This window comes from Pantoea cypripedii, from assembly GCF_011395035.1.
GTDB classification, from domain to species: domain Bacteria; phylum Pseudomonadota; class Gammaproteobacteria; order Enterobacterales; family Enterobacteriaceae; genus Pantoea; species Pantoea cypripedii_A.
The window spans coordinates 69,352-93,209 of record NZ_CP024770.1 but is presented as its reverse complement, the minus strand read 5'-3'; the positions used below and the strand labels follow the sequence as shown (position 1 = coordinate 93,209).

Here is a 23,858-nt window from a genome sequence, read left to right as displayed (position 1 = left end):
CCTTAACGACGCACGCCGGACGCAGCCGCACGTTCCAGCACCATCTGCGCATGATTAATAATGGGGGCGTCGATCATTTTGCCGTTCAGCGACACCACGCCAAGGCCATTGCGGTTGCCCTCTTCTGCCGCTTCGATCACGCGTTCAGCGTGGTCCACTTCCTGCTGGGTGGGGGCATAGGCGTTATGCAGCAGATCAATCTGACGTGGGTTGATCAGCGACTTACCGTTAAAACCCATTTTGCGGATCAGCTCCACTTCGCGCAGGAAACCGGCTTCATCGTTAACGTCTGACCACACCACATCAAAGGCATCGATGCCGGTAGCGCGGGCGGCATGCAGCACGGCGCAGCGTGCATAGAACAATTCGGTGCCGTCACCACGTTCGGTTTGCATATCCATCACATAGTCGAACGCCGCCAGCGCGATGCCGATCAGACGCTGGGAGCTGCGCGCAATCGCCACCGCGTTAATCACGCCAATGGCAGACTCAATCGCCGCCATCACGCGCGTGGAACCTATCGGACGTCCACAGGCCAGTTCAATCCGTTCGAGGTGGCGCTCCAGTTCATAGATATCTTCCGGGGTGTCGGTTTTCGGCAGGCGCACCACATCAACCCCGGCACGCACCACCGCCTCCAGATCCGGTAAACCAAACGGCGTATTCAGCGGGTTGATACGCACCACCGTTTCAATGTCCTGGTACATCGGATGCTGCAACGCATGGAATACCAGCAAACGGGCGGTATCTTTTTCCCTGAGCGCGACCGCGTCTTCCAGATCGAACATGATTGAATCAGGTCGATAAATAAAGGCGGTGGAGAGCATGGCGGCATTGGCACCCGGCAGGAACAGCATGCTACGACGTAGTTTTTTCATTGCAGTTTCCCCCAGTCAATCTCCGCCTCTTCAGAAGCGCGCAGTACGGCGCTTTGCAGCCGGGCGCGGATCACGCAATCCAGCGCACCCTTGTCCTCAATAATGATCAAACCCTGCCAGACCTGCATTTGCCGCAAGGTGGCGTGTACCACCTGGCGGATCTGATCGCCAAATTGCTTCATCACCTCGCTGTGAATCACCACTTCCAGGTCACCCCCGCTGGGGGCTATTTTTACCATCAGGTCGCTGGACTCCATCGTTCCTGCCAGCGCCTCCCTCACAATTTTCATATTTATATTCCTGATTTTTAAGCGACTTCCGCGCTGTAATGGGCTGTAAGATGCGCGAAAGTGGTATCCGGTACAATTTCCCGAATTCGGGAAAACTGGTGTGTTTTCAGTAATCGCCGCACTTCTGAGGCCGAAATGGCACTGCCCGTCGCTTTGATGCGGGGGATTTCCACCACCGCCACCGCGTCGGCCAGCAGCTGATGCATGCTGAGGTTGTACTGGCGGGTAATCTCGCAAAAAGGTTCGCTGCCAATAAAGCGATGGGTAATGCCCAGTGCCGGGGCAATGTGGTTGCGGAACAACAGCAGGTCGATCTCACTCCATGCCTGCTGTACCTTGCCGGTCTCTTTCAGGAAATAGGCCGGAAAGGTGGCGCGGGAGATGATGTACTGAGAACCTTCATGCACGGTGATATTAGGCAGATGGGCAACACCGGACTGCACCATGTGCAGGCGGGCGCTGAAGGGGAAGAATGAGGCGTCTTCCCGCACCACGAACAGATGCAGCCAGTCGCAGCGGGCGGCCGCCTGTTCCACCAGATAACGGTGTCCCAGCGTGAAAGGATTGGCGTTCATCACGATCGCGCCAACACGTTGCCCGGCAACACGGCTGGCCTGCAATGAACGACAATAGCGCTGGATGCCTGAGGGGGTGTTCTCCATCAGAATGGCGTTCTCGCCGCTCTGCACCACTGGCCAGAAGCCGTTGTGCTGGAATCGCTCCCGGTTACAGGGGCGCGTACACAGAAACAGATGAAAATGCCCGCGTGCCAGCGCCAGGTGCTCAACTTCTGCCAGCAGTTGCGCGCTGAGATTTTCGCCGCGCCACTGCTCATCGATAGCGACACATTTGATGACATTAGCGGCCAGGCCAGCGCAGCCCACCAGCCGCTCGCCCGACCAGGCTTCAACGAAGGTACTGATATCGCTATCCATACCTAATCCGCTATCCGCGAGCAGGGTGCGAATGGTCTCGCGCCGCCGCGGGTTACCGCTGACTTCCGCAATGCGGAAGTCGATGGAGGGTCGTGGTTGCATAATCCTGCCTGCGCCTCAGTGTGTCGCCGTCAGCACATGAGCTGGCGCATCCATAATCACATTGCTGAGGTGACCGATATTTTCGATCTCTACTTCGATGCGATCGCCTGCCTGCATAAACAGCGGCGGATTGCGTTTCTTACCCACACCACCCGGCGAGCCGGTGATGATCACGTCACCGGCATGCAGACAGGTGAAGGTACTGATGTACTCAATAAGTTCGGCGACTTTGTGGATCATGCTGGCGGTGTTGTCATCCTGCACCATACGACCATTCAGCCAGGTACGGATCGCCAGCCGGTGTGGATCCGGGATTTCATCTGCGGTGGTCATCCACGGACCAAATGCCCCGGTCTGACGCCAGTTTTTTCCGGCGGTAAACCAGGTGTGCTGCCAGTCACGCGCGGAACCATCCATATAACAGCTGTAGCCCGCCACATGGTTCAGCGCATCTTCGCGCGCGATATCCTCACCGCTCAGACCGATAATCACCGCCAGCTCGCCTTCATAGTCAAACTCGCTGGAGTGACGCGGTTTCAGTACCGGCGCGTTATGCGCGGTTTGCGAATCGGCAAAACGCACAAACAGCGTCGGTGCCGGGTTGTGCTGATCGAACTCTTTGCGTTTTTCGGCGTAATTCATGCCAACGCAGAGGATTTTGCCGGGGTTATCAATCACCGGTAACAATTCAAGATCGTCGAAGCGCAGATCCGGTGTTTCACTGCTCAGCTGCTGTGCTTCATGCAGCGCGTCAGCCGCAAGTAGCGATTTTAAATCCGCGTAGCGGTCGCCAAGACGACGACCCAAATCGATCACCCCCTCATCGCTGACGATGCCGTAGCTACGCTTTCCCTGGTGGACAAAGCTTGCAAGTTTCATATTCGTTTCCGTCCTACATGTATCAGCTGAGGAAATTGCCGAGGATAAGCAGCGACACCGATACGTTGATCGCACCGCCAATACGGGTCGCAATCTGGGCAAATGGCATCAGGCTCATGCGGTTACCCGCGGTGAGGATGGCAACGTCCCCTGTCCCACCTTGACCGCTCTGGCAGCAGGAAACGATGGCGACATCGATAGGATGCATACCGATCTTTTTACCCACGAAGAAGCCGGTGGCGACCAGTGCAGACACGGTGCTGACGATGACCAGCAGATTATTGATGGTGAAGGCATGGACCAGTTCTTCCCACGGCGTAATCGCCACACCCACAGCAAACAGGATGGGATAGGTAACGGAGGTCTGGAAGAATTTGTAGACCACCTGCGAACCTTCCAGCAGGCGCGGCGACACACCGTGCGCCAGTTTGATCAGCACCGCGACAAACAGCATGCCAACCGGGGCCGGCAGGCCAATCAGTTTGTGGCCGAGCATCCCGATCATGTACAGCAGCACTGCCAGCAGCGCACCTGCGGCAATGGTGGTCACGTCGGTGGTCAACCCGGTTTTACCTGCAGGCGTCGCTGGCGCTGTCTCGTCGCTATTGGCGCGGTTCGGCATCAGCTGGCCTTCACCGGTCAGATGCGGGTAACGTTTACCGAGCTGGTTGAGGCAGCCGGAGATGATGATCGCGGTCAGGCCGCCCAGCATCACCATCGGCAGGACACGGCCAAGCGCCACGCCCTGGTCCATATGCAGCAAGGTGGCGTAACCAATCGACAGCGGAATTGCACCTTCACCCACACCACCGGCCATGATCGGCAGAATGATAAAGAAGAAGATCTGGAACGGTTCCATGCCGAGCATCAGGCCAACGCCCATGCCGACTATCATGCCAACAATTTCACCGCACAACATCGGGAAGAAAATACGCAGGAAGCCCTGAATCAGGGTGGTGCGATTCATGCTCATGATGCTTCCGACAATAATGCAGCAGATATACAGATAAAGGATGTTGGTGGATTTGTAGAATTTGGTGGTGGATTCCACTACCACGTCTGGCAGCAGGCCATAGTAGACCATGGCCGACGGGATGAAAGTGGCGCAAATCGCTGCGGCACCCAGTTTGCCAACAATCGGCAGACGTTTACCAAATTCACCGCAGGCAAAACCGAAAAACGCCAGCGTCGCGACCATCACCACGATATCGCTGGGGAGTTTTCCACCCAGACAATCGACAGCAATTAACGCACCGGCCAGCAGGAATAATGGCAATGGAATGATACCGATTTTCCAGGTGTCCATAATATGCCACCACCGGTCCTTGAGTGATTTTTTTTGAATCGCCAGTGATTCCGAGGTAACAGAAAACGAATCGTCAGTTGTGCTCATAATTAAGCCCCTTGGTTATTTTGTGCCCTCAGGGTAAAGCGTTAATGGCGCAGGTTATGTGAGGAAAAGCATAATAAAAGCGGAGTTTTAATGGCACCTATGGTTTTTATGGTTTCTTTTATTTTCTGTGATTTACACCTTAATTATTTGCGTGGTTTTTATGGTTTTTATATCCAGGAGTACAAGTTAATAACATTTCCCAAAATGAGTATTTAACATGTCATTTTTTGCACAACCTCCTGCTGTGCAAGGGATCACAAGTTTCCAGTAAACTACGCGCAATGATGATAAAAAATGGTACATTGACATTTTACTGGCTGTGGTGCGTGCCGTTATGAAGCTATCCTTCCAAATCAAACTTTTTATTTCTCTGGTTCTGTTCTTTTCCGGTCTTTTTGTTCTGCTCGGCATTTATTATTACCAGGATGTCAGCCGACAGCTTTATCAGGAAATGAGCACCCGGGCAAAAATACAGGCGGAAGAGATCGCGATTATTCCTAATTTACGGAAAGCGGTAGCGGAAAAAGATATTCCGGCGATTAATCAGTTTATGCATCAGGTGGTGTTGCATACCGATGCCAGCTTTATTGTGGTGGGCGATAATAAGGGGATTCATCTATTTCATTCTGTGCACGGCGAGGTGGTCGGTAAAAAGCTGGTCGGTGGCGACAATGATGCGGTATTGCGCGGCATCAGCACCACCACCATTCGTAAGGGAGGCCTGGGCGTTTCCCTGCGCAGTAAAGCGCCGATATTTGACGATAACCATCAGGTGATCGGTATTATCTCGGTGGGTTATCTCACCAGCTATCTCGACACCATTACGCTGAGTAAAGTGATCAATATCTTCATCGCGGCAGTGTTGCTGCTGGCCGCGCTGTTTGTCTTTTCGTGGTTTTTCACCAGCGGGATTAAAAAACAGATTTTCTCGCTGGAGCCACGGGAAATTGGCCTGCTGGTGCGTCAGCAGAAAGCGATGATGGAATCCATCTATGAAGGGGTGATTGCGATCGACAGCGAGTTACGCATCGAGGTGATCAACCAGGCGGCCCGTAAACTGTTAGGTTTGAGCCAGCCAACCCGCATGCTGCGTGGCCATACCATCAGCGAAGTGATTGCCCCGGTACCGTTTTTCACCCGTGAAGTGATTCTGGAACACGATACCCACGACGAGATTTGTCGCTTCAATCAGTTAACGGTACTCGCCAGCCGGGTACGGATAATGCTGGAGGATGAATTGCAGGGTTGGGTGATCACCTTTCGCGATCGCAACGAGATCGACAGCCTCAGTGCGCAACTCAGCCAGGTGAAACGCTATGTCGATAACCTGCGCATTATGCGCCATGAACAGTTAAACCGTATGACCACGCTCTCCGGCCTGCTGCATATGGGACGTTACGACGAAGCAGTGCGCTACATTCAGGCCCAGTCAGAACATGCCCAGGAGCTGCTGGACTTTATCTCTGCGCGTTTTAACTCACCCACCCTGTGCGGTCTGTTGTTAGGCAAAGCGGCACGCGCACGTGAAAAAGGCGTGGAGTTGGCGTTTGATCCGCTGTGCCAGCTGGAGCGACCCTGCCGCATGCTGGGAGAAGCCGAGCTGATCTCGATCATCGGCAACCTGCTGGATAACGCCATCGAGGCGACACAGCGTTCCCCGCTGCCGCACGAACCGGTGGAGGTGCTGATCCTGCTGAACGAGCGGGAGCTGATCATTGAAGTGGCGGATCGGGGTATCGGTATCGACCCGGCCATCCGCGAGCATATTTTTGAACGCGGGATCACCACCAAACGCAGTGGCGATCATGGTATCGGCCTGTATTTAATCGCCAGCTATGTCACGCAGGTGGGCGGGTCGATTGAAGTTTCCGCCAATGCACCGCACGGCACGATTTTTTCCTTATTTATTCCTGAAACGGGCGACCAGGCGCGTCCCGTATCCACGCTGGAAGAACCGTATTATGCAACCTGAACTGATAGACGTATTGATTGTTGAAGATGAAAACACGCTGGCGCAGTTGCATGCCGAACTGATCAGTGAACATCCCTGCCTGCGGCTGGTGGGGGTTGCCTCGTCACTCGCAGAAGCCCAGAGCTTACTGAACAGCAAGCAGCCACAATTAGTGTTGCTCGACAATTATCTGCCGGATGGTAAAGGCATCACGCTGATTGGCGACCCGCTGGTAATGCGCGCGAACTGTTCGGTGATTTTCATCACTGCCGCCAGCGATATGGACACCTGTAGCCAGGCGATCCGCAATGGTGCCTTCGACTATATTCTCAAGCCGGTTTCCTGGAAGCGTTTGAGCCAGTCGCTGGAACGTTTTGTGCAGTTTGCCGAACAGCAGCGTGTATGGAAGATTGTCGATCAACAGAACGTCGATTCGCTCTATCAACTTCAGGCGAAAAATTACCGTCAGAATAACAACAACAAAGGTATTGAAGAGAAGACACTGGCGCTGGTGCAAAACCTGTTTGCCCAGGCACAACGCTGTTTTTCTGTGGATGAAGTGGTGAGCGAAACCGGGCTGAGTAAAACCACCGTTCGACGCTATCTGGAGCACTGCGTGGATGCAGGCTTTCTGGCAGTAGAAATGCAGTACGGCAAGATTGGACATCCGAGAAGGATGTATCGCTGGGGCGGGTAAACAAGGCGTGACAGGCGTCACGCCTTACCCATGCGTTACGGTTTGTCCGTCACCTCGATATAAGGCGTGTTACCCAGCGGTTTGACATCCCCAGGGGTATTCACGCTCTCCGATAAACCGATACGAAAAATACCGCCCTCCGGGTGCCAGCTGCGGATGATTTTTGCGTCCAGCGTTTTACTGGCCCCGGCCTTTATTTTCTGATAGCCGCCAAACAGACCCCACTGCCCTGTCACCGGATTTTTTATCTGAGTAAAGAGCCACGAATCACGGTCCACAGGAGCGCTAACCGTGACGCGAACCCCTTTCTCAGCATCTTCTGAAGTTATTGCATTTGATGCCATTTCATCCAGCAGAACATCCCCCTTTACCGGAAAATAGTTTGTATGCAAGTAAGATACAGGCCCTGAGATCTGATTATTATCCCCGGCGTGTGCCACACCCAGCGACCATCGCTGAAATCTCTTTTGCCAGGGATAAGCCGGTGATGAAAATTTGTCGGGAGAAACATAAACATTGCCTGTATCCGGCATGCTGGCTGTAATCGGGATATTAACTGCAATATGACTGGAGTCTGATTTTTTGTCTCCGCTCATTAATAAAATCCATCGTTCAGGTTTTTCCGGCCCACGATCGGATACATCATAATGAATATACATGCCCTCTTTCGCCAGGATATTCCCTTCCTGGAAATACTGCGTGGTGGCCATATCCGGCAACGGACATAGCTCGGCGGGCATCGTGACTGTTTCATCTGTCGTTTCGCAGTGGCCTTTGGGAACCACCCTGGTAAGACTGGTGACTGCGGCGGCCACTTCTTCCGGGCTTTCTTTCCATGAAGGTTCCTGAAAGTCGGGGTTATCCTCACAGCGCTGAAGCTGTCTCTTAATGTAATAACATGCCTGCTTAATAAATTTTCCTTTTACGCCACCAGGAAAAGAGATCTCTGCTTCATAAGTCCCGGCAGCCCCGCCAATGGATAGCTGCTGATTTATTCCACCAGGCGCATGAATTTCATAGACCCAGCCTTCTTTTTGCGGATGGTACAGATCGACAAAGTTAATTGCAGTTTTCAAATTTTCTGTAGTACTGACGAAAACTGAACGAAATGAATCTTCTTTATGGCAACGCCAGTCATGATCGCGTTCTGCCTCAGGGTATTCTCGCGTTACCCCTTTAGGTCGCATCCCATTTTTGAATGCGTCTAATCCTTCATTATTCGTATCGCCACGCCATAGCGTATTATTTTCATTCCTCCATACCAATTCCGGCTCTTTCTCTGATGCCCGGGAGAAATTAATATTCTCCCGGCAGTCAGGGTAATAACCAGAGGTATCCAATGCATAGGCTACTGACGTTGGCGACAATAAAGAAGAGATAATAAGCAGTGTTTTTTTTGACATGTTTTTAATTTCCATTTAAAAAACATTCTGATTTGAGGTGTTAATTTCCATCGACTTCCATGCGATAAGATATTCGATATTCAGAGGAAAATCATTGTCTTAAATCATTTTGCAAATTAATTTCCGCGATTTCACAGGCAGCGATAAAGGTGATGGTGCTAATCATCATGATGAACACATATCAATGCCCCGCTCACCGGTTCCGGCACCACCGCCACATTGACCTGAAATACGCGTTTAAGGACCTCAGGTTGTAACACCTGCGCGGGCGTCCCCTCGGTGACCAATGTGCCTTCTGCCAGCAGCACCAGCCGATCACAATAGCGGCTGGCCTGATTGAGGTCGTGCAACACGGTCACCACGGTTTTGCCCTGCGCCTTCAGCTCCCCCATCAGCTTCATCAGCTCGATCTGATGATTGATGTCCAGCCAGGTGGTGGGTTCATCCAGCAGGATGACCGGCGTATCCTGCGCCAGCAGCATCGCCAGAAACACCCGCTGCCGCTGGCCGCCCGATAAATCGCTGACGCGCTGCTGCGCCAGTTGAGCGATGCCCATCCGTGCCATTGCGGCCTGCACCTGATCTTTGTCCTGTGCCGACAATCGCCCCCACAGCGGTAACCAGGGATGACGACCATAAGCCACCAACTCCGCCACGCTCACCCCTTCCGGCGTCAGATGTTGCTGTGGCAACAACGCCAGATGCCGGGCCAGCTGACGTGAGGAAAAACGCGCCAATGGCTGACCACCGATAAACAGCTGTCCCGCAGTGGGTGTCAGCAGGCGCGCCAGCGTTTTTAACAGCGTCGATTTGCCGCAGCCATTTGGCCCAAGCAGCGCGGTGATTTGCCCGGCGGCAAAGCTCACGCTCACGTCCTGAAGCACGCGTTTCCCGGCGTAGCCCGCAGCCAGATTCTCAACCCTCAGTTGCATCTATCGTGTCCTGATTAACAGCCAGAAAAACCACGGAGCGCCGATCAGCGCGGTGATGACACCGGCGGGCAGCTCCATCGGCGGAGACAGGGTGCGCGCCAGCATATCGGCCAGCAGTAACACCAGCGCCCCAAGTAAAGCGGAAAACGGCAACAGGCGGGCATGACATCCCCCCACCAGACGACGTGCCAGATGTGGCACCACCAGGCTGATAAAACTGATTGGCCCGCATACCGCCACCGCCAGCGCGGCCAGTGCCACGCCGATCAGCAGCACGCCGCGCTGAAAATGGCGCAAAGAAACCCCGAGGGTTGCCGCACGCTCATCTCCCAGCGCCAGCAGGTCGAGATCGCGGCAAAAACACAGGCTGATAAGCAGCAAAATCGGAAGCGGTAACGCCAGTAGCACCATCTGCCAGTCACGTCCCCACAGGCTGCCCGTCAGCCATAGCAACGCGGTGTTGATGTCCTGCGGACGCGACAGCAACAGATAATCGGTGACGCTGGCAAAACAGGCGGCGAGTGCCACCCCCACTACTGCCAGCCGCAACGGCGACGAAGTACCGGTCAGCCAGCGCAGCAACCCCAGCGCAAAGCAACCCCCGGCAAATGACACCAGCGGCAACCCTCCCAGCGGAAAAGCGGGAAATAACAGCAGTGCCACCAGCGAGGCCAGGCTGGCGGCATGATTGACGCCGAGGATATCGGGCGATGCCAGCGGGTTGCGGATCACCCCCTGCACCAGCACGCCGGACACCGCCAGCGCCGCTCCCACCAGCAGCGCCAGCACCACCCGTGGCAGACGGTATTCCATCACCACAAAATGCGCCTCATTAGCGGGTTGCCACGCCGACCACAACGTTGACCAGGAGAATGACTGCACACCCAGTTTCAGGCTGATAATCATGCCGACCGCCAGCCCAAACAACATCAGCGGCAGCAGATAACGCGCAGGTATCATCGCTGCCTCCTTGCCAGCCAGACAAAGCAGGGAGCGCCCACCAGCGCCAGCACCACCCCGGCAGGCAGTTCTCCGGGCCAGCCCAGCGCGCGGGCAGCAATATCGGCGATCAGCAGCAGGGTTGCGCCGAGCAACATCGCCATCGGCAACATGACTCGCAGATCGTGGCCGATCCACGCTCGCGCCAGATGCGGCACCAGCAGGCCAATAAAGCCCAGCGGCCCGGCCACGCTGACGCACGCGCCCACCAGCAGCAACAACGCAATGCTCAGTCCAACGCGCAGCACAACGATATTCACGCCGAGGCTATGCGCCGCGCTGTCACCCATGCTCAGCAGGTTCAGGGCGCGCGTCTGGGTCAGCACCAGCGGGACGATCACGGCCATGACCGGCAGCAACTGCCACACCTCCTGCCAGCGCACCTGGGCAATTCCCCCTGCCAGCCAGGTCAGAATGCCGTAAGCGTGATCCTCCGCCAGCAGCAATACGATACGCGTCATCGCCATGCAGAATGCCGATAACGCGATACCGGCGAGGATCAGCCGCTGCCGGTCATGGGTGCGTGCCGCCAGCGTCACGCAAACCCAGCTCAGGCCGCCGCCACCGGCGGCAATTAATGCCAGTGGATAGCCTTCCAGTTTCACCGGAGCAAAAGCCGACACCAGCGCGATCGCTAATGCCGCACCGCTGTTGATGCCCAGTACCGACGGCGAAGCCAGCGGATTATGCGTCAACGCCTGTAACAAGCCGCCAGCCAGCGCCAGTGCAGCACCCAGCAGCACTGCCACCAGCGCGCGCGGCAATCGCAGATTAAACACCAGTGCTTCGCCGATATTTTGCGGCTGTCCCGGCCATAACGCATGCAGGGCGGACTGCGGCGCGATCGGCACCGCAGAGAAGCTGGTCAGGCTGAACCAGAAGGCACTGATCAGCAGCGCCACGCTGATTAACCAACGTATCATTGGGTGAATAACGTGACAGCGTCACGCGAAATTTTTTCCGCTGCAAACAAGCCGCGCATGCGCGCCCAGCTGTTGCTGTCAACTTCGCGGACATGATGTTGCTGTGCGACTTTCAACATCGCCCACAGCGGATCGGCCTGCCAGCGCTTCACAATGCTTTCCTGGCGATAATGCGCCACCAGCAGCCAGTCGGGGTTCTGCGCCAGCAGAGTCTCCAGGCCGATCGGCGTCATCGCCGCACCGTTAATCGGCTCCGTCACCTGCAACCCCAGCGCACTCAGCACCCCGCCGGTGTAGCTGTCACGCGAATGCAGCGTGAACTGATTTTCCCGCGACGTGCCAAACATCACCCGCGTCCCCTGCGGCAGCTGTGCAGCGGCGGCGGCTATACGCTGCCGATGCAACGCCAGCCGCTGCTCCATCTCTGGTTTTTTACCCACCACTTCGCCGATGATGGCCGCAGACTGCAAATTTTCCTGGTACGTTTCATTGCGCGATTTGAGCAGCAGCACCGGCGCAATGCGCTGCAACGCGTTGTAGATACCGGCATGACGACTGCTATCAGCGATGATCAGATCCGGATGCAGGCTGCTGATCGCCTCCAGGCTGGGCTGCCCACGCAGCCCGACCGATTGCCAGGGCTGGAGGTGCGCCCGCACCTCCTCCAGTAAACGCTGTGGATCGTTATCGTCGGCAATGCCAACCGGGCTGAGATCCACCGCCGCCAGTGCATCGGCAAACGACAGTTCCAGCACCACAATCCGTTGTGGTGTCTGTTCCAGAGTAAAAGTGCCGTGCTGATCCTGCACCGTCACCGCGCTGGCTGACCCCATCAACGCCAGCAGCAAAAACAGAACGCGCATGATGATGTCTCCTGTCAGAATTTCAGTGCGCCCTGCACATAGAAAGTACGTGGCTGCCCGGCATAAATGCCTTTGTTGTTGTCGTCGTAGGAGCGGGTGAAATAGGGCTGGTCAAACAGGTTCTTCACCCCCACAGCGAGGTTCAGGTTGGCGAGGCGGGGGCCGAAATCATAACTGGCACGCGCGCCCCACAGCATAAAACCGGGAATGCGACCGGTGCTGCCGTCGGCGCTTTCCTGCACGGTGTTGGCGTTATCGGCGAACTGGCTCGACTGGAATTCGCTGTTGAGGTTAAAAGTCCAGCTGCCGGGATGGTAATCCACGCCAAAGGTGCCTTTCTGACGCGGTGAGAACGGCACCTGATTGCCATAGGTGTCGCCTTTTTCGCGAATTTCAGCGTTCACATACGCGTAGCTGGCGTAAACCGATACCTCTTCAAGCGCTGGCGTCAGTTCTCCAAGGTTGTAACGTACCTGGCTTTCCAGCCCGGTATGACGCGTCTTTCCGCGCGCGGTGACGGTATCGTTGGTCTGGTTCGAGTCGTACTGGTTATTAAAGTTGATCAGGAACAGGCCGACTTCTGCCGTCAGCGCGCCATCGTCATAACGGGTCCCCACTTCCCAGGTACGGGCTTTTTCCGGCTCAACGTTGCCGCTTTCCACTGCTTTGCCAATCTGGCTGTACTGCACGGTGCCGAAAGAACCTTCGGTGTTGGCATACAGGTTCCAGCTGTCGGTGAGGTGATACAGCACGTTAAGCGCAGGCAGCGGTGCGTTGTAGCTGACATCCTGGCGCGTGCCGCGAATGGCGTTGCGCTGGAACGACTCGATGTGTTCAAAGCGCATCCCCGGCGTGATGGTCCAGTTGCCGATATCGATGCGATCATCCAGATACCAGGCATGGGCCTCCGTACCGGAACGGGTATCACGGTCGTAAGGGCTGGCGGTGGAAGGCAACTCGCCGCTTACAGTCGGGGTGTAGTAACGCATTTCGTGGCCGGATTCGCTGACATAGCGATAACCGACGCCCACTTCATGGGCGGTCGGACCGAGGTTAAAACTCTGGCTGTAGCGCGGCTCGATACCCCTTACCCAATACTCGCGGGGTGACAACGTCACGCGCGCACCCTGTTCCAGATAGCCGCTGCGCAGTGTATGGGTATAGAAACCGAGGATATTAAACTTATGCTGCTGGTCCGGCTGGAACTGATAACCCAGGCTGGCCAGCTGGCGACGGCCCCAGAAGCGGTCGACAGGGCGCGTCGACTGCCAGCGGTCCGCATCGTAATCAGCACGACTCAGGCCCCCCGGCATATCCGCTTCACCGTCGTAATATTGCAGCAGGCTGGTAAAGGTATGCACTTCGTCAGGCGCGTACTGGCTTTTCAGCATCACATCGTCGATGCGGGTGGCGCTGTGTTCACGCCAGTCGCTGCCACGCGTGCCTGAGTAGAGGATGGCGCTACCGAAGCCGTTATCCGCGGTGCCGCCCACCAGCAGGTTATGGGTTTCTTTTGGGTTATTCTGCGAAGACGTCGGGCTGAGCTGCCCTTCAACACCCGCTTCGATACCAAAATCTTTCGGTATCGCGCGGGTGACAAAGTTGACCACCCCGCCCACGCTTTGTGGCCCATAGCGTACCGCACCGCCGCCGCGCACCACGTCCACCGCATCCATATTGCCGAGTGAGATCGGTGCCAGCGACAGCTGCGGCTGGCCGTAAGGTGCAAACGGCACCGGGATACCATCCATCAATACCGTCGAACGGCTGGCAAGACGCGGGTTCAGGCCGCGAATGCCGAAATTCATCGCCAGGTCATGGCTACCGGTACCGTTGTTCTCCGGAGCATTGACGCCAGGAATACGGTTAAGGACTTCACGCATAGTGGTCGCACCGTTTTTAGCAAAATCGGCACGGCGGACCACGTCACGCGCCCCCGGATGTTCAAACACGTCGCTTTCGCGCGCTTCTCCCAGCCAGTCACCCACTACGGTCAGACTTTGCTCTGTCGGTTGCGGTTTTACCGTCCACAGATTGCCCCCCAGCGCACTGGCTTCCAGCTGCGAACCCTGCAACAGTGCCGCCAGACCTTCATGCAGCGAATAATCGCCCTGTAATCCCGCGCTTTGCTTACCGCGCGTCAGGCTGGCATCCAGCGATAAGGTAATGCCTGCCGTCGCCGCAAACTGATTTAACACGCTGTCCAGCGGACCCGCAGCGATGTTGTAATGCACGGTGGCAGGTGCTGCTGCCACCACCATCCCCGAGGTGAAAAGTAACGCAGGAAGCAGGCCGAAGCGGATTGCCGTCACCAGTGGTAACACCCGCAGCGCATGTGGACGTGAAGCGGTCATAACGTCTCCAAAGATTATGATTTTTGTGGTTTTCAGAGATAAGTCGTATGACGGAGGCAAAAGGGACAATGGCGGTGAAAAAAAAATTTAACGCCGCTGGACCGTGGCCCAGTAGCGGGTGACGCGATGCACCACGATTGGCAGGGTTTGTTCCAGCGCGTGCAGCGCCTGATCGCTATCGCGTAACGGAAAGGTACCGCTGACGCGCAGGCTGGCGGCAGCCGGATCGCAACGCAGCACACCCTGACGATAACGTGCCAGCTGGGTAATCACCTCTCCCAGCGGCCAATCGCTGACGCTGAGCCAGCCGTGAACCCAGCCAGGCTCAGGATGATCATCGCTGGTGATCGCACCAAAGCGGTCGGCAGAGAAACGCAGCATTTGCCCCTGCTGAACAGTGACCCGCTGCTGGGGATCGGCAGTAAGACGCACCGCCACCGCGTGCTGGCTAACGCGCAGCAGCGTAGCGTCGTCCTGTTGTTGCACGCTGAAAACGGTGCCGAGTGCCGTCAGTTGTCCCTGTCGGGTGTAGACCCGCAACGGACGTTGCTGCCCATCTTTGCCGGTGGTGATGGCGAGGGTGCCGGAGAGTAAATCAATGCGCCGTTCGCTGGCGCTGAAGGTGACATTGGCCGCCGAAGCGGTATCGAGTGTCAGCAGGCTGCCATCCGCCAGCTGGTGCTGCCGGATCTCGCCGGTTGCGGTGCGGTAATCAGCACGCAATCCGGTGAGGTAATCGGTACGCCACAGCTGCCATCCCGCACCAACGCCCACCGCCAGCAGCAAGCCTTTCAGCACATGGCGGCGCGTCATCTGCGAATCACGCAACGCTTTGCTGGCGACCTCTCCCGGCATTCCCTGCATTTGCTGGCGCAGGTTCTCCACCTGTTGCCATGCCCATTGATGATCCTGATGCGCATCAACCCAGCGCTGCCATTTTAATTCCTGCTGTGGGCTGACGCGTTCACCGCTCAGCACCGCGTACCAGTGGGACGCACTACGCAGGGCTTCCCGTTGCGAATTCGACAGCGGCGTACTCACGTCATAGCCCCTGCTCAAGACGGAACAGCAGGCAATGCTCGGTGGCTTTCGCCATATATTTTTTCACCGAACTGACTGACACCGAAAGCTGCGCGGCGATTTCGGCGTAGGTCAGGTTATCCAGCTGCGACAGCAAAAATGCCTGGCGCGCTTTATATCCCAACCCGTCCAGCATGCGGTCGATCAATTGCAGAATTTCCAGCTGGCTTTGCTGCACTTCCGGTGACGGAGCGACCGCTTCTGGCAGCTGGCTGAGTAATTCCAGGTAGGCTTTTTCCAGCGCGTTGCGGCGAAAACGGTCCACCATCACACGCTTCGCCAGCGTACAGAGGAAGGATTTGGCATCACGGATGTCGGCCAAATGGTCGCCGGACATCACCCGTAAAAAGGTATCCTGAGTGACATCATCCGCATCAAAGGCCGAACGCAGCTTGCCCGTCAGCCATTGCCTGAGCCAGCGATGGTTGTTGGCATAGAACAGCGCCAGAGACGGAGCAGCGGAGGGTTCAGCAGCAGGCAACATGATGTCAAAGTATGTCAAATGGTGAAAAGTGTAATGATACTAACTGCGAATAGTTATCATTACAACCTTTCCAGTTACGGCACAGAATTTATGCCGAACTGGTCAAAACCGCAGGGATTCGTCGCGGCGCGATTTATCGCGCTGTTTGCAGTCGTGCCCCGACCAAAAGGCGCGCAATAAATTGCGCCGCTACGGACGATGTAAAAATACCTGGCCATAATCAGATCCTTTCCCTCTTCATAGTTATTCTCGATTTTATATATTTGAACTTTTACGCAAAACCCAGCATTCAAGGTCGTCTTTAACGCATAAGCATGTTATAGAGTTAACCCTTCGCAATGAGGCGATATGGATAGCAGAAATTAATCAGGAGGATATTAATGGCTATTAATGGAAAGTTTATTCTCACCGGGGAGAAATTTTCTCCGTTAATGCTTCATGGCTTCGGAAATTTTATGGCATTCTCAGGTGATGGCGTCTACAGAAACCGGGCGGCCTGTGCCTCTATACCAGAAAGGGGTCCATTGCCTACAGGAAAATATCATATTGTGAAGCGTCCTACTGGCGGACATGGCACGGTGCTTAAAACTCTGGCATTAGATTTATTGACGTGGTGGAGCAGCGCTCCTACCATCCATGCTGAATGGTTCGCTCTCTATCGGGAAGATCAGATAATGAATGATTATACCTTCATTGATAATGTCAGGCGTGGGAACTTCCGCTTACACCCGATTGGTCCCGCCGGAATATCATTAGGATGCATTACACTTCAGTACCGAAGTGACTTTCTGTATATTCGTCAATTACTAACAACTTACACTTATGGTAACCAGAAAGTTCCTGGGACAAATTTAGAATCTTATGGTGTCATTGAAGTCATAGATGGAGTATCACAGGATGTCTGTTTGCAACCTAAGAAACGTCATTAGTTTTTTTATTATGACCATGATATTACACGTCATCAATTATCAGCTATACATGGTTACGCTGCAAAGAAATATAGATTCATTTATCAATTTTTCGCTTGAGAAAGGATTTTCAGATCCCGAGGCTTTATATGGAATTATGATCTTTTTTCTTTCTGCTTTAGAAAGTTTGGGCATTCTGTCAGTGATTAAACTGTTACGTATAAAATATAAACGTTTAAAATCCCGGTAATTTAAACCTGTTTATTAAATGAATGTAGCGGCGCGATTTATCGCGCTGTTTTCAGCGGTGCCCCGACCAAAAGGCGCGCAATAAATTGCGCCGCTACAAATCCGTGCCAGCATGGATGGCAGGCATCACCCCAATCGACTGACGTTCAATCAGTTCCGCGCTGAACCGGGGTAACGGATCAAGCACCTCGCCACGAATTTCCGCAATCAACCTTCGTGCTGCTTCGCGTCCCATTTCATATACCGGCTGCGCCACCACCGTGAGCGGCGGTGATACGATCTCGCTCCACGGGAAATTGTCGTACATGACAAACGACAGCTGCTGCGGAATACGCAAACCACGGCGCATCACCTCGCGTAACAACGACATCGCCACTACGCTGTCGGAGGCAATCAGCGCAGTAGGCGGCTGCTCACGTTGCCACAACCTTGCCACGATTTGCTGGATTTGATCATCACCATCAGCATTGACCTGCACCAGCGTCGGATCAAATGGCAACCCGGCAGCAGCAAACGCCCGCATCATGCCACCAACGCGCTGTGCTACTGGCGTCAGACCAAAATCGCTCAGTTGCTGAAACTCCCCCGCCAGCATCATGCTGGTGACGTATGCCACCTGACGATGCCCGGCGGCGATCAATGCCTGCGTCGCCTGTTGCGCGACATCGGTAAAATCACAGCAAATCGCTTCAACATTCAGGTCAATAACGGCACGATCGAATAACTTTAATGCGCGACCTTCCGCCAGTATCTGCATCAGGTGAGCGTTTTTATCCCGCTCCGAACAACAAGGGGTAACGATGATGCCATCCACCTGTTTTTCCAGCATCACCCGCACCGCGTCCTGCTCCGCCTGCCATTTCTCGTCGCTGTTGCTCAACAGCAGCTGATAACCCGCCTGCCGGGTGACGTCTGCCATGCCGCGCAGCGCCAGACCAAAGTGCGGGTTCTCAATATCGCCAACGATCACGCCGATGGTGTTGGAACGCCCGGTATTCATGCTGCGCGCCAGTTCATTGGGGCGATAACCGAGCGCTGCGGCTGCGCTGGTCACGCGGGTCTGCACTTCTTCGCTCACCGCGCCATAGCCACCCAGCGCGCGTGCTGCCTGCGCTTTTGATACTTTTGCTGCTCGCGCGACATCGGCCACGGTTGGCGCTTTAGAACGCACTTTCTGGTTGGTCATAATTAATTCGAATCACAGGTTGATGACAGGAAGATTGACGCTGAAAAACGTGTGTGCTTAAACTCATTGTAACTCCCTGAGACCGGTCTCACAATCACTGTTGCTCAGGAAGTCACCTGCGTTGAGACCGGTCTCAAAAACATTACATCCCCCGGCTCAACAGTCTCTGATGTTTAAACCTGCAAAAACGGATGAGCTATGAAATCGCATAAACACCTGCACGCCCTGTTCGGCGCTGCCATCGCCCTGTGTTCGCTTTCCTTTCCATTGTTTGCTGCCAGTAATGACAACCCCTATGGCCTGCTGACGCCAGGCCACCTGCGCGTCGCCAGCGTCGGCGATTCCAAACCCTATACCTTCACCGACGCCAGCGGGCAGTTCACCGGGTTCGATGTGGAGTTCTTTAAGAACGTCGCCCACCGGATGGGTATCGACAAGGTCGATTTCGTCGGACAGGATTTCTCCGCCATCCTGCCTGCCGTCGCCAACGGCCAGTTTGATGCGGGCGTGGCAGCGATCGGTATCACCCCGGCACGGCAAAAAACCGTGGATTTCTCCACCGGTTATCTCGCCGGGTATCTGACAGTGCTGACGCGCAGCGACAGCGGCGTGACGAACGTTGAAACGCTGGCAAAACATCGCCTTGGGGTGATCCAGGGAACGTTGCAGGAGAACTATGCCGTCGAGCATTTCACCCAGACCGACATCGTGCGTTTCCCGGATAACAACACCGCCGTATCGGCCATGAATAACGGTACGCTGGATGCGGTGTTCCTCGATTATGAAGCGGCGAAAAGCTATGCCGAACGCTTCAAACTGGTCTCCGCCGCCGATATTCCTTCTTTCAACGCCCCCGCTGGCGTTGCCATCGCCAAAGACAAACCGGCGTTTAAAGCCGCGCTGGATAAAGCCATCAAAGCGGCCATGCAGGATGGCACCTGGAAACAGCTGTACCAGAAATGGTTTCCCGGTTCACCGATGCCAAAACAGTACCTGCCTGACGGCCAGTAACGCTGCTCAGGGTTTGTTTTTTCACCGGTGATGAGTGCGCTCATCACCCGCACTGAATGGAGACGGCGATGGACGTGCTGACAATTCTTTCCCGCACCTTCTTTGATGTGCCATCGATGCTCGAAGTGTTGCCGCAGTTGCTGGCGACCGGCCTGGTCAACACCCTGATCATCTCCCTGGCGGCTACCGTGCTCGGGACGTTGCTCGGCCTGGCGCTGGCGTTACTGGGGATTTCGCCCTCGCGCTGGCTGCGTCTGCCCGCGCGTATGTATACCGATTTGTTTCGCGGATTACCGTCAATTCTGACCATTCTGCTGATCGGTCAGGGATTGGCGCGTTTCAGTTACCAGTTGTTTGGCCCCTCACCCTACCCGCTGGGTATTTTTGCCCTCAGCCTGATCGCCAGCGCCTATATGGGTGAGATTTTCCGCTCGGGGATCCAGAGCGTTGAACGCGGACAGATGGAAGCCTGCCGGGCGCTGGGTATGAGCTATAGCCGTGCCATGCGATTGGTGGTGATCCCCCAGGGCATCCGCCGCGTCCTGCCCGCCATCGTTAATCAGTTCATCGCCATCATTAAAGATTCTTCGCTGGTTTATCTGCTGGGATTGATGACCAATCAGCGTGAGCTGTTTCGCGTCGGACAGGATGCGGCGGTTCTGACCGGCAACCTGTCACCGCTGATGCTGGCCGGGGTGTTCTATCTGATCATCACCGTACCGCTGACGCATATGGTCAACTACGTTGACGTGCGTTACCGCACCGGACGCCGCCGCCTGACCGCGCCGCAGAGCGGGCTGAAAGAGGTGGAGGAGGTGCAGAAACCCACCAACAAGGCACTGCTGGAGAGGGGGTCATCATGACAGAAGCAAGCTGGAAAGGGGCCAGCCTTGAGCTGCGCGATCTCTCGCTGGCTTACGGGCCGATTGAGGTGCTACGCCGGGTGTCGCTCAGTGTCGCGCCGGGTACCACCACCTGCATTATCGGGCCGTCGGGTTCCGGTAAATCCACCCTGCTGCGCGGCATCAACCGGCTGCACGAACCGAAATCTGGCGATGTGTTGCTGGCCGGACGTTCGGTGCTGCGCGATAAGCCAGATGCTCTGCGTCTGCGTATCGGCATGGTGTTTCAGCATTTCAATCTGTTTCCCGACCATAGCGCGCTGGAGAACGTCGCGCTGGCGCCGTGGAAAGTGAAAGGGCTGGCGAAATCTCAGGCGATGGCGATCGCACGCCAGCGGCTGGAAGAGGTTGGACTCGGCCAGCGTGCCGATCATCATCCACGCGACCTCTCCGGTGGCCAGCAGCAGCGCGTAGCCATTGCCCGGGCGCTGGCAATGGATCCCGAGGTGATGTTGTTTGACGAAGCCACCTCGGCGCTCGACCCGGAACTGGTGAAGGGGGTACTAACCCTGATGGCCGACCTGTGCCGCCGTGGCATGACGATGGTGGTGGTGACCCACGAGATGGGTTTCGCCCGCAAGGTCGCCGACCAGGTGGTATTTATGGACGAAGGCGAGATAATCGAGGTCGGTACACCTGCCGCCTTGTTCGATGATCCACAGTCGCCGCGTCTGCAACGTTTTCTTTCTGAAGTGCTGTAAACAAGGAACTGAATATGGCTGTAGAAAAACAGACTCGTGTCGTGGTGTTGGGTGGCGGCGTGCTGGGCGTTTCCAGTGCGGTTCAGCTTTTGAAGCGCGGTGCGGCAGTCACGCTGGTGACAGAGGCGGCGCTGTGCTCCGGCGCTTCTGGCCGTTCGCTGTCGTGGCTTAACTCCGCAGGTGAACGCTCCAAACCTTACCACGCGTTGCGTATGGCAGGCATTGATCGCTACCGGACGCTGTTTGCCGCAGACCCTTCCCGTGACTGGCTGCGCTTTGATGGCGGATTATTCTGGACAGCCGCCGCACCTGCCACCCTGCACGCCCGCCATGCGTATGAAAACGCACACGGCTATGATTCACACTTGCGCAGCCGTGACACGGTAACGGAGCTACAGATCGATCCTGCCGCGCTGAGCGGTGAGGCCATCTTCAATCCGGGTGAAGGCTGGGTCAGCCTGCCGCATCTGATCGATCATCTGGTACAACAGTTGCGCGCGCTCGGTGGCGAAATTATTGAGTTTGCCGGACAGGCGGAAGTATTAACCGCTGAGGGACGTGCCTGTGGCGTGCGCTGGGAAAAAGGCGAACTGTATGCTGACACCGTGCTGGTCGCCTGTGGCCCCGCCACCCCGGATGTGGTGGCACCGCTGGGCGTCACTATCCCCAACGGTTCTCCGCTGTCGATGCTGGTGATCACCAAACCGGGCGAGCAAAAACTCACAGCGGTGCTGAATACACCACGCGCTGCCGTGCGCCCCAATCCCGGGAATACGCTGGCGCTGGATCACGACTGGTACGAGAACGACATCCAGCCACTGCCTGAGGGCGGCTTTACTATCGATGAGAAGGTGGTAAATCAGCTGGTGCAGGAAGCCGACAAACTGTTGCTGAACGACACACCTTTGCAGGCACAAAGCTGGAAGATGGGTTACAAACCGATTCCCGGCGACGGCGAGCCAGTGCTGGGCGAGCTGCAACAGGTGCCGGGATGTTTTGTTGCCTTTACCCATTCCGGTGCCACTCTGGCGTTAATTGTGGGGGAGTTGCTGGCGCAGGAGATCATCACCGGCGCGAAGCACCCGATGCTGGCGACCTTCAGACCTGAGCGATTTAGTCGGTCGTAATAATGAAGCATAACCCGCCATATGGCGGGTTATGCTTACGTCAGTGATGAGATGACTAATCAGGAGAATTTGTCAGCGTTGCGATTAGCCTGTTTAACACGTTCAAGATACGTCGGATGCAATGCCCCCATCACAGGTGACATTGAAGCCACCCCATCTTTAATCGGGGCAAGATCGAACCAGTCACTGTTAAAGGGAAGTTCAACTTTAACTGCCATGTCGAATTTCGTATCACGAGCAAGGCCTGAGAGGGAAAATCCCGGCTCTCCTTTTTTGAGCAAGAACTCAGTCGGATAAATTTTCTGAGTCTTCTGGCTCGTTCCATAGACAACCATGACCTCATGGTCTTTATCTGATACCTGCAAAACCAGGGCGGGTCTTGGTTTAGGGCTAGGCTTTCCTGGTAGCTGTGGGAAATGGCACCAGACAATATCACCAGGTTCCGGTAGCGGTGTATGCTGTTTTACGTTCGCTGTCATCAGGTTCCTTTAGAGCAGACTTTTGTTAAACCTCTCCTCCGATTTACCGCTGGCAGTAGAAAGTTCGCGGATAGTCTGGATTTGAGCAGCAGTTAGCGGTCCATTGTCTTCTGCGTAATGAGGCAAGTAAGCGTCAGCCAGTTTTCGTAACGCGAAATGAGCCAGCTCGGTTTTGGTCATCCCAGTAACCGTCATCAGTGCTTCGAGAGTCATAGCACTAATCGCATTAGGGGTATCCTGTTCACGCAGTCGCAGAACAAAATCACCTGTTTTTTTTACGACATGTACCGTCATATTGTTTACTCCGGTTATGGCTTCTATTTACTTCGCTTTGGAAGCCGGGACAGCGGCATATCAGGAAAAGGATGATATCAATTTAATATCCACAGCGTCAAGCAACACGATATTGAATTGATATCAATAAACATCCAAATCCTTCGCCTACGAAACCCTTAAAATCTGCCATGTATTACTTTTGCATTAGACTTAAAACGTGATCTGCATCTCATTTAAAGCCTGGAGGAAAGGATGAATGATTTATCACGTCGCCACTTTATGCGCGTCATGTCCGGTCTGGCACTGACCGCCCCTGCCCTGTTTAGCCGTTACGCCACCGCAGCCCCGACGGCGCAAAACGTGCAGCTGCTGCGCCTGGAACGTAACGGCTGGGTGCCGAATAATCCCCATCTTCCGGTGATTATTTACCAAAACGTTCTGCCGAAAGCGGCTGAAATGACCTCACCCACCGAGTCCTTATTTGAGAAAAACAGCTGGCCGCCACAGTGGGTCGCCTCGATTTTTACCTTCCATCATTATCACAGCACCGCGCATGAGGTGCTGGGATGTGTCAGTGGCAACGCTAAGGTGATGCTGGGCGGCCCGGGCGGTCATGTGATTAACATGTCGGCGGGTGATGTGGCGCTGCTCCCGGCAGGCACCGGGCATTTTAATGATGGCAGCAGTGATGATTTCCAGGTGGTGGGCGCTTATCCTCCGCACCAGCAATGGGATATCTGTCGCGCCGCGCCAACCCCGGAGATGCTGCAACGTATCAGCCAGCTGCCGTTCCCGGATAGCGATCCCGTCGCGGGTCAGACCGGTCCGCTGACCCACAGCTGGCAAAAGGCATAAA

Annotated in this window: 24 protein-coding genes; 8 read left to right on the top strand and 16 right to left on the bottom strand. The window is 55.5% G+C overall.

The genetic code is table 11. The features are described 5' to 3' along the window. Positions 1-2: 2 nt before the first annotated feature. Genes citE through CUN67_RS23715 form a run of 5 tightly spaced genes read right to left on the bottom strand, consistent with a single transcriptional unit; the run spans position 3 to position 4,477 of the window. Entirely contained in the window at positions 3-878 is an 876-nt protein-coding gene (gene citE, locus CUN67_RS23735; RefSeq protein ID WP_208717947.1) for a citrate (pro-3S)-lyase subunit beta, read from the bottom strand. Beyond that, entirely contained in the window at positions 875-1,168 is a 294-nt protein-coding gene (gene citD, locus CUN67_RS23730; protein WP_208717946.1) for a citrate lyase acyl carrier protein, read from the bottom strand. Before citD ends, citE begins: the two co-directional genes overlap by 4 nt. 17 nt (positions 1,169-1,185) lie before the next feature. Beyond that, on the bottom strand, positions 1,186-2,205 hold the full coding sequence (gene citC / locus CUN67_RS23725; protein WP_208717945.1) for a [citrate (pro-3S)-lyase] ligase: 1,020 nt from the start codon (positions 2,203-2,205) through the stop codon (positions 1,186-1,188). A 15-nt stretch (positions 2,206-2,220) separates the two neighbouring features. Then, the gene (locus CUN67_RS23720) at positions 2,221-3,084 is read right to left on the bottom strand and encodes a fumarylacetoacetate hydrolase family protein (protein WP_208717944.1); all 864 of its coding nucleotides are present in this window, start codon (positions 3,082-3,084) and stop codon (positions 2,221-2,223) included. A gap of 22 nt (positions 3,085-3,106) precedes the next feature. Next, positions 3,107-4,477 (bottom strand): 2-hydroxycarboxylate transporter family protein, encoded by a 1,371-nt coding sequence (locus tag CUN67_RS23715; protein ID WP_208717943.1) that lies wholly within the window; start codon positions 4,475-4,477, stop codon positions 3,107-3,109. A gap of 334 nt (positions 4,478-4,811) precedes the next feature. On the opposite strand from CUN67_RS23715, the gene CUN67_RS23710 reads away from it, so the two are divergent. Together CUN67_RS23710 and CUN67_RS23705 are read left to right on the top strand one after the other, a co-directional pair. Further along, the gene (locus CUN67_RS23710; protein ID WP_208717942.1) at positions 4,812-6,449 is read left to right on the top strand and encodes an ATP-binding protein; all 1,638 of its coding nucleotides are present in this window, start codon (positions 4,812-4,814) and stop codon (positions 6,447-6,449) included. Next, a complete protein-coding gene (locus tag CUN67_RS23705; protein ID WP_208717941.1) occupies positions 6,439-7,125 on the top strand; it encodes a response regulator in 687 nt (228 codons plus the stop codon). Before CUN67_RS23710 ends, CUN67_RS23705 begins: the two co-directional genes overlap by 11 nt. Before the next feature lie 35 nt (positions 7,126-7,160). Here CUN67_RS23705 and CUN67_RS23700 read toward each other — a convergent pair whose 3' ends face one another. The 8 genes from CUN67_RS23700 to fecI form a co-directional block, all read right to left on the bottom strand. After that, complete coding sequence (locus CUN67_RS23700; RefSeq protein ID WP_208717940.1) at positions 7,161-8,543, bottom strand: scabin-related ADP-ribosyltransferase; 1,383 nt, start codon at positions 8,541-8,543, stop codon at positions 7,161-7,163. Between the two features lie 143 nt (positions 8,544-8,686). Beyond that, a complete protein-coding gene (fecE, locus tag CUN67_RS23695; RefSeq protein ID WP_208717939.1) occupies positions 8,687-9,460 on the bottom strand; it encodes a Fe(3+) dicitrate ABC transporter ATP-binding protein FecE in 774 nt (257 codons plus the stop codon). Next, a complete protein-coding gene (gene fecD, locus CUN67_RS23690; protein WP_208717938.1) occupies positions 9,461-10,420 on the bottom strand; it encodes a Fe(3+) dicitrate ABC transporter permease subunit FecD in 960 nt (319 codons plus the stop codon). It lies immediately after the preceding gene. Beyond that, positions 10,417-11,382, bottom strand: a complete 966-nt coding sequence (gene fecC / locus CUN67_RS23685; RefSeq protein WP_208717937.1) for an iron-dicitrate ABC transporter permease FecC — start codon at positions 11,380-11,382, stop codon at positions 10,417-10,419. Before fecC ends, fecD begins: the two co-directional genes overlap by 4 nt. Then, entirely contained in the window at positions 11,379-12,245 is an 867-nt protein-coding gene (locus CUN67_RS23680; RefSeq protein ID WP_208717936.1) for a Fe(3+) dicitrate ABC transporter substrate-binding protein, read from the bottom strand. Before CUN67_RS23680 ends, fecC begins: the two co-directional genes overlap by 4 nt. A 14-nt stretch (positions 12,246-12,259) precedes the next feature. Then, on the bottom strand, positions 12,260-14,599 hold the full coding sequence (gene fecA / locus CUN67_RS23675; RefSeq protein ID WP_208717935.1) for a TonB-dependent Fe(3+) dicitrate receptor FecA: 2,340 nt from the start codon (positions 14,597-14,599) through the stop codon (positions 12,260-12,262). Positions 14,600-14,686: 87 nt separating this feature from the next. Further along, complete coding sequence (fecR, locus tag CUN67_RS23670; protein WP_208717934.1) at positions 14,687-15,640, bottom strand: ferric citrate uptake sigma factor regulator FecR; 954 nt, start codon at positions 15,638-15,640, stop codon at positions 14,687-14,689. A 1-nt stretch (position 15,641) separates the two neighbouring features. Continuing rightward, positions 15,642-16,163, bottom strand: a complete 522-nt coding sequence (gene fecI / locus CUN67_RS23665; RefSeq protein WP_208717933.1) for a ferric citrate uptake sigma factor FecI — start codon at positions 16,161-16,163, stop codon at positions 15,642-15,644. A gap of 380 nt (positions 16,164-16,543) precedes the next feature. Here fecI and CUN67_RS23660 point away from each other — a divergent pair, with 380 nt between their 5' ends. Next, entirely contained in the window at positions 16,544-17,092 is a 549-nt protein-coding gene (locus CUN67_RS23660; RefSeq protein WP_208717932.1) for a DUF2778 domain-containing protein, read from the top strand. A 322-nt stretch (positions 17,093-17,414) separates the two neighbouring features. Here the strand turns inward: CUN67_RS23660 and CUN67_RS23655 are convergent, their stop codons facing one another. Beyond that, the gene (locus CUN67_RS23655; RefSeq protein ID WP_208717931.1) at positions 17,415-18,506 is read right to left on the bottom strand and encodes a LacI family DNA-binding transcriptional regulator; all 1,092 of its coding nucleotides are present in this window, start codon (positions 18,504-18,506) and stop codon (positions 17,415-17,417) included. Positions 18,507-18,704: 198 nt separating this feature from the next. Between CUN67_RS23655 and CUN67_RS23650 the strand changes: the two genes are divergently transcribed. The 4 genes from CUN67_RS23650 to CUN67_RS23635 all read left to right on the top strand — a co-directional run bounded on the left by CUN67_RS23650 (position 18,705) and on the right by CUN67_RS23635 (position 22,247). Next, on the top strand, positions 18,705-19,517 hold the full coding sequence (locus CUN67_RS23650; RefSeq protein WP_208717930.1) for an ABC transporter substrate-binding protein: 813 nt from the start codon (positions 18,705-18,707) through the stop codon (positions 19,515-19,517). Positions 19,518-19,585: 68 nt separating this feature from the next. Next, complete coding sequence (locus tag CUN67_RS23645; protein ID WP_208717929.1) at positions 19,586-20,380, top strand: amino acid ABC transporter permease; 795 nt, start codon at positions 19,586-19,588, stop codon at positions 20,378-20,380. Further along, a complete protein-coding gene (locus CUN67_RS23640) occupies positions 20,377-21,120 on the top strand; it encodes an amino acid ABC transporter ATP-binding protein (protein ID WP_208717928.1) in 744 nt (247 codons plus the stop codon). The genes CUN67_RS23645 and CUN67_RS23640 overlap by 4 nt, the downstream gene beginning before the upstream one ends. A gap of 14 nt (positions 21,121-21,134) precedes the next feature. Beyond that, entirely contained in the window at positions 21,135-22,247 is a 1,113-nt protein-coding gene (locus CUN67_RS23635) for an NAD(P)/FAD-dependent oxidoreductase (RefSeq protein WP_208717927.1), read from the top strand. Positions 22,248-22,306: 59 nt separating this feature from the next. Here the strand turns inward: CUN67_RS23635 and CUN67_RS23630 are convergent, their stop codons facing one another. Together CUN67_RS23630 and CUN67_RS23625 are read right to left on the bottom strand one after the other, a co-directional pair. Continuing rightward, on the bottom strand, positions 22,307-22,726 hold the full coding sequence (locus tag CUN67_RS23630) for a type II toxin-antitoxin system PemK/MazF family toxin (protein WP_208717926.1): 420 nt from the start codon (positions 22,724-22,726) through the stop codon (positions 22,307-22,309). Positions 22,727-22,735: 9 nt separating this feature from the next. Further along, entirely contained in the window at positions 22,736-23,020 is a 285-nt protein-coding gene (locus CUN67_RS23625) for a hypothetical protein (protein WP_208717925.1), read from the bottom strand. Positions 23,021-23,254: 234 nt separating this feature from the next. On the opposite strand from CUN67_RS23625, the gene CUN67_RS23620 reads away from it, so the two are divergent. After that, the gene (locus tag CUN67_RS23620) at positions 23,255-23,857 is read left to right on the top strand and encodes a cupin (protein WP_208717924.1); all 603 of its coding nucleotides are present in this window, start codon (positions 23,255-23,257) and stop codon (positions 23,855-23,857) included. Position 23,858 lies beyond the last annotated feature (1 nt).

What these genes read in the sequence shown, in the direction of transcription:
- citE (WP_208717947.1), bottom strand. Translation starts at nt 878, where the DNA reads ATGAAAAAACTACGTCGTAGCATGCTGTTCCTGCCGGGTGCCAATGCC.
- citD (WP_208717946.1), bottom strand. Translation starts at nt 1,168, where the DNA reads ATGAAAATTGTGAGGGAGGCGCTGGCAGGAACGATGGAGTCCAGCGAC.
- citC (WP_208717945.1), bottom strand. Translation starts at nt 2,205, where the DNA reads ATGCAACCACGACCCTCCATCGACTTCCGCATTGCGGAAGTCAGCGGT.
- CUN67_RS23720 (WP_208717944.1), bottom strand. Translation starts at nt 3,084, where the DNA reads ATGAAACTTGCAAGCTTTGTCCACCAGGGAAAGCGTAGCTACGGCATC.
- CUN67_RS23715 (WP_208717943.1), bottom strand. Translation starts at nt 4,477, where the DNA reads ATGAGCACAACTGACGATTCGTTTTCTGTTACCTCGGAATCACTGGCG.
- CUN67_RS23710 (WP_208717942.1), top strand. Translation starts at nt 4,812, where the DNA reads ATGAAGCTATCCTTCCAAATCAAACTTTTTATTTCTCTGGTTCTGTTC.
- CUN67_RS23705 (WP_208717941.1), top strand. Translation starts at nt 6,439, where the DNA reads ATGCAACCTGAACTGATAGACGTATTGATTGTTGAAGATGAAAACACG.
- CUN67_RS23700 (WP_208717940.1), bottom strand. Translation starts at nt 8,543, where the DNA reads ATGGAAATTAAAAACATGTCAAAAAAAACACTGCTTATTATCTCTTCT.
- fecE (WP_208717939.1), bottom strand. Translation starts at nt 9,460, where the DNA reads ATGCAACTGAGGGTTGAGAATCTGGCTGCGGGCTACGCCGGGAAACGC.
- fecD (WP_208717938.1), bottom strand. Translation starts at nt 10,420, where the DNA reads ATGATACCTGCGCGTTATCTGCTGCCGCTGATGTTGTTTGGGCTGGCG.
- fecC (WP_208717937.1), bottom strand. Translation starts at nt 11,382, where the DNA reads ATGATACGTTGGTTAATCAGCGTGGCGCTGCTGATCAGTGCCTTCTGG.
- CUN67_RS23680 (WP_208717936.1), bottom strand. Translation starts at nt 12,245, where the DNA reads ATGCGCGTTCTGTTTTTGCTGCTGGCGTTGATGGGGTCAGCCAGCGCG.
- fecA (WP_208717935.1), bottom strand. Translation starts at nt 14,599, where the DNA reads ATGACCGCTTCACGTCCACATGCGCTGCGGGTGTTACCACTGGTGACG.
- fecI (WP_208717933.1), bottom strand. Translation starts at nt 16,163, where the DNA reads ATGTTGCCTGCTGCTGAACCCTCCGCTGCTCCGTCTCTGGCGCTGTTC.
- CUN67_RS23660 (WP_208717932.1), top strand. Translation starts at nt 16,544, where the DNA reads ATGGCTATTAATGGAAAGTTTATTCTCACCGGGGAGAAATTTTCTCCG.
- CUN67_RS23655 (WP_208717931.1), bottom strand. Translation starts at nt 18,506, where the DNA reads ATGACCAACCAGAAAGTGCGTTCTAAAGCGCCAACCGTGGCCGATGTC.
- CUN67_RS23650 (WP_208717930.1), top strand. Translation starts at nt 18,705, where the DNA reads ATGAAATCGCATAAACACCTGCACGCCCTGTTCGGCGCTGCCATCGCC.
- CUN67_RS23645 (WP_208717929.1), top strand. Translation starts at nt 19,586, where the DNA reads ATGGACGTGCTGACAATTCTTTCCCGCACCTTCTTTGATGTGCCATCG.
- CUN67_RS23640 (WP_208717928.1), top strand. Translation starts at nt 20,377, where the DNA reads ATGACAGAAGCAAGCTGGAAAGGGGCCAGCCTTGAGCTGCGCGATCTC.
- CUN67_RS23635 (WP_208717927.1), top strand. Translation starts at nt 21,135, where the DNA reads ATGGCTGTAGAAAAACAGACTCGTGTCGTGGTGTTGGGTGGCGGCGTG.
- CUN67_RS23630 (WP_208717926.1), bottom strand. Translation starts at nt 22,726, where the DNA reads ATGACAGCGAACGTAAAACAGCATACACCGCTACCGGAACCTGGTGAT.
- CUN67_RS23625 (WP_208717925.1), bottom strand. Translation starts at nt 23,020, where the DNA reads ATGACGGTACATGTCGTAAAAAAAACAGGTGATTTTGTTCTGCGACTG.
- CUN67_RS23620 (WP_208717924.1), top strand. Translation starts at nt 23,255, where the DNA reads ATGAATGATTTATCACGTCGCCACTTTATGCGCGTCATGTCCGGTCTG.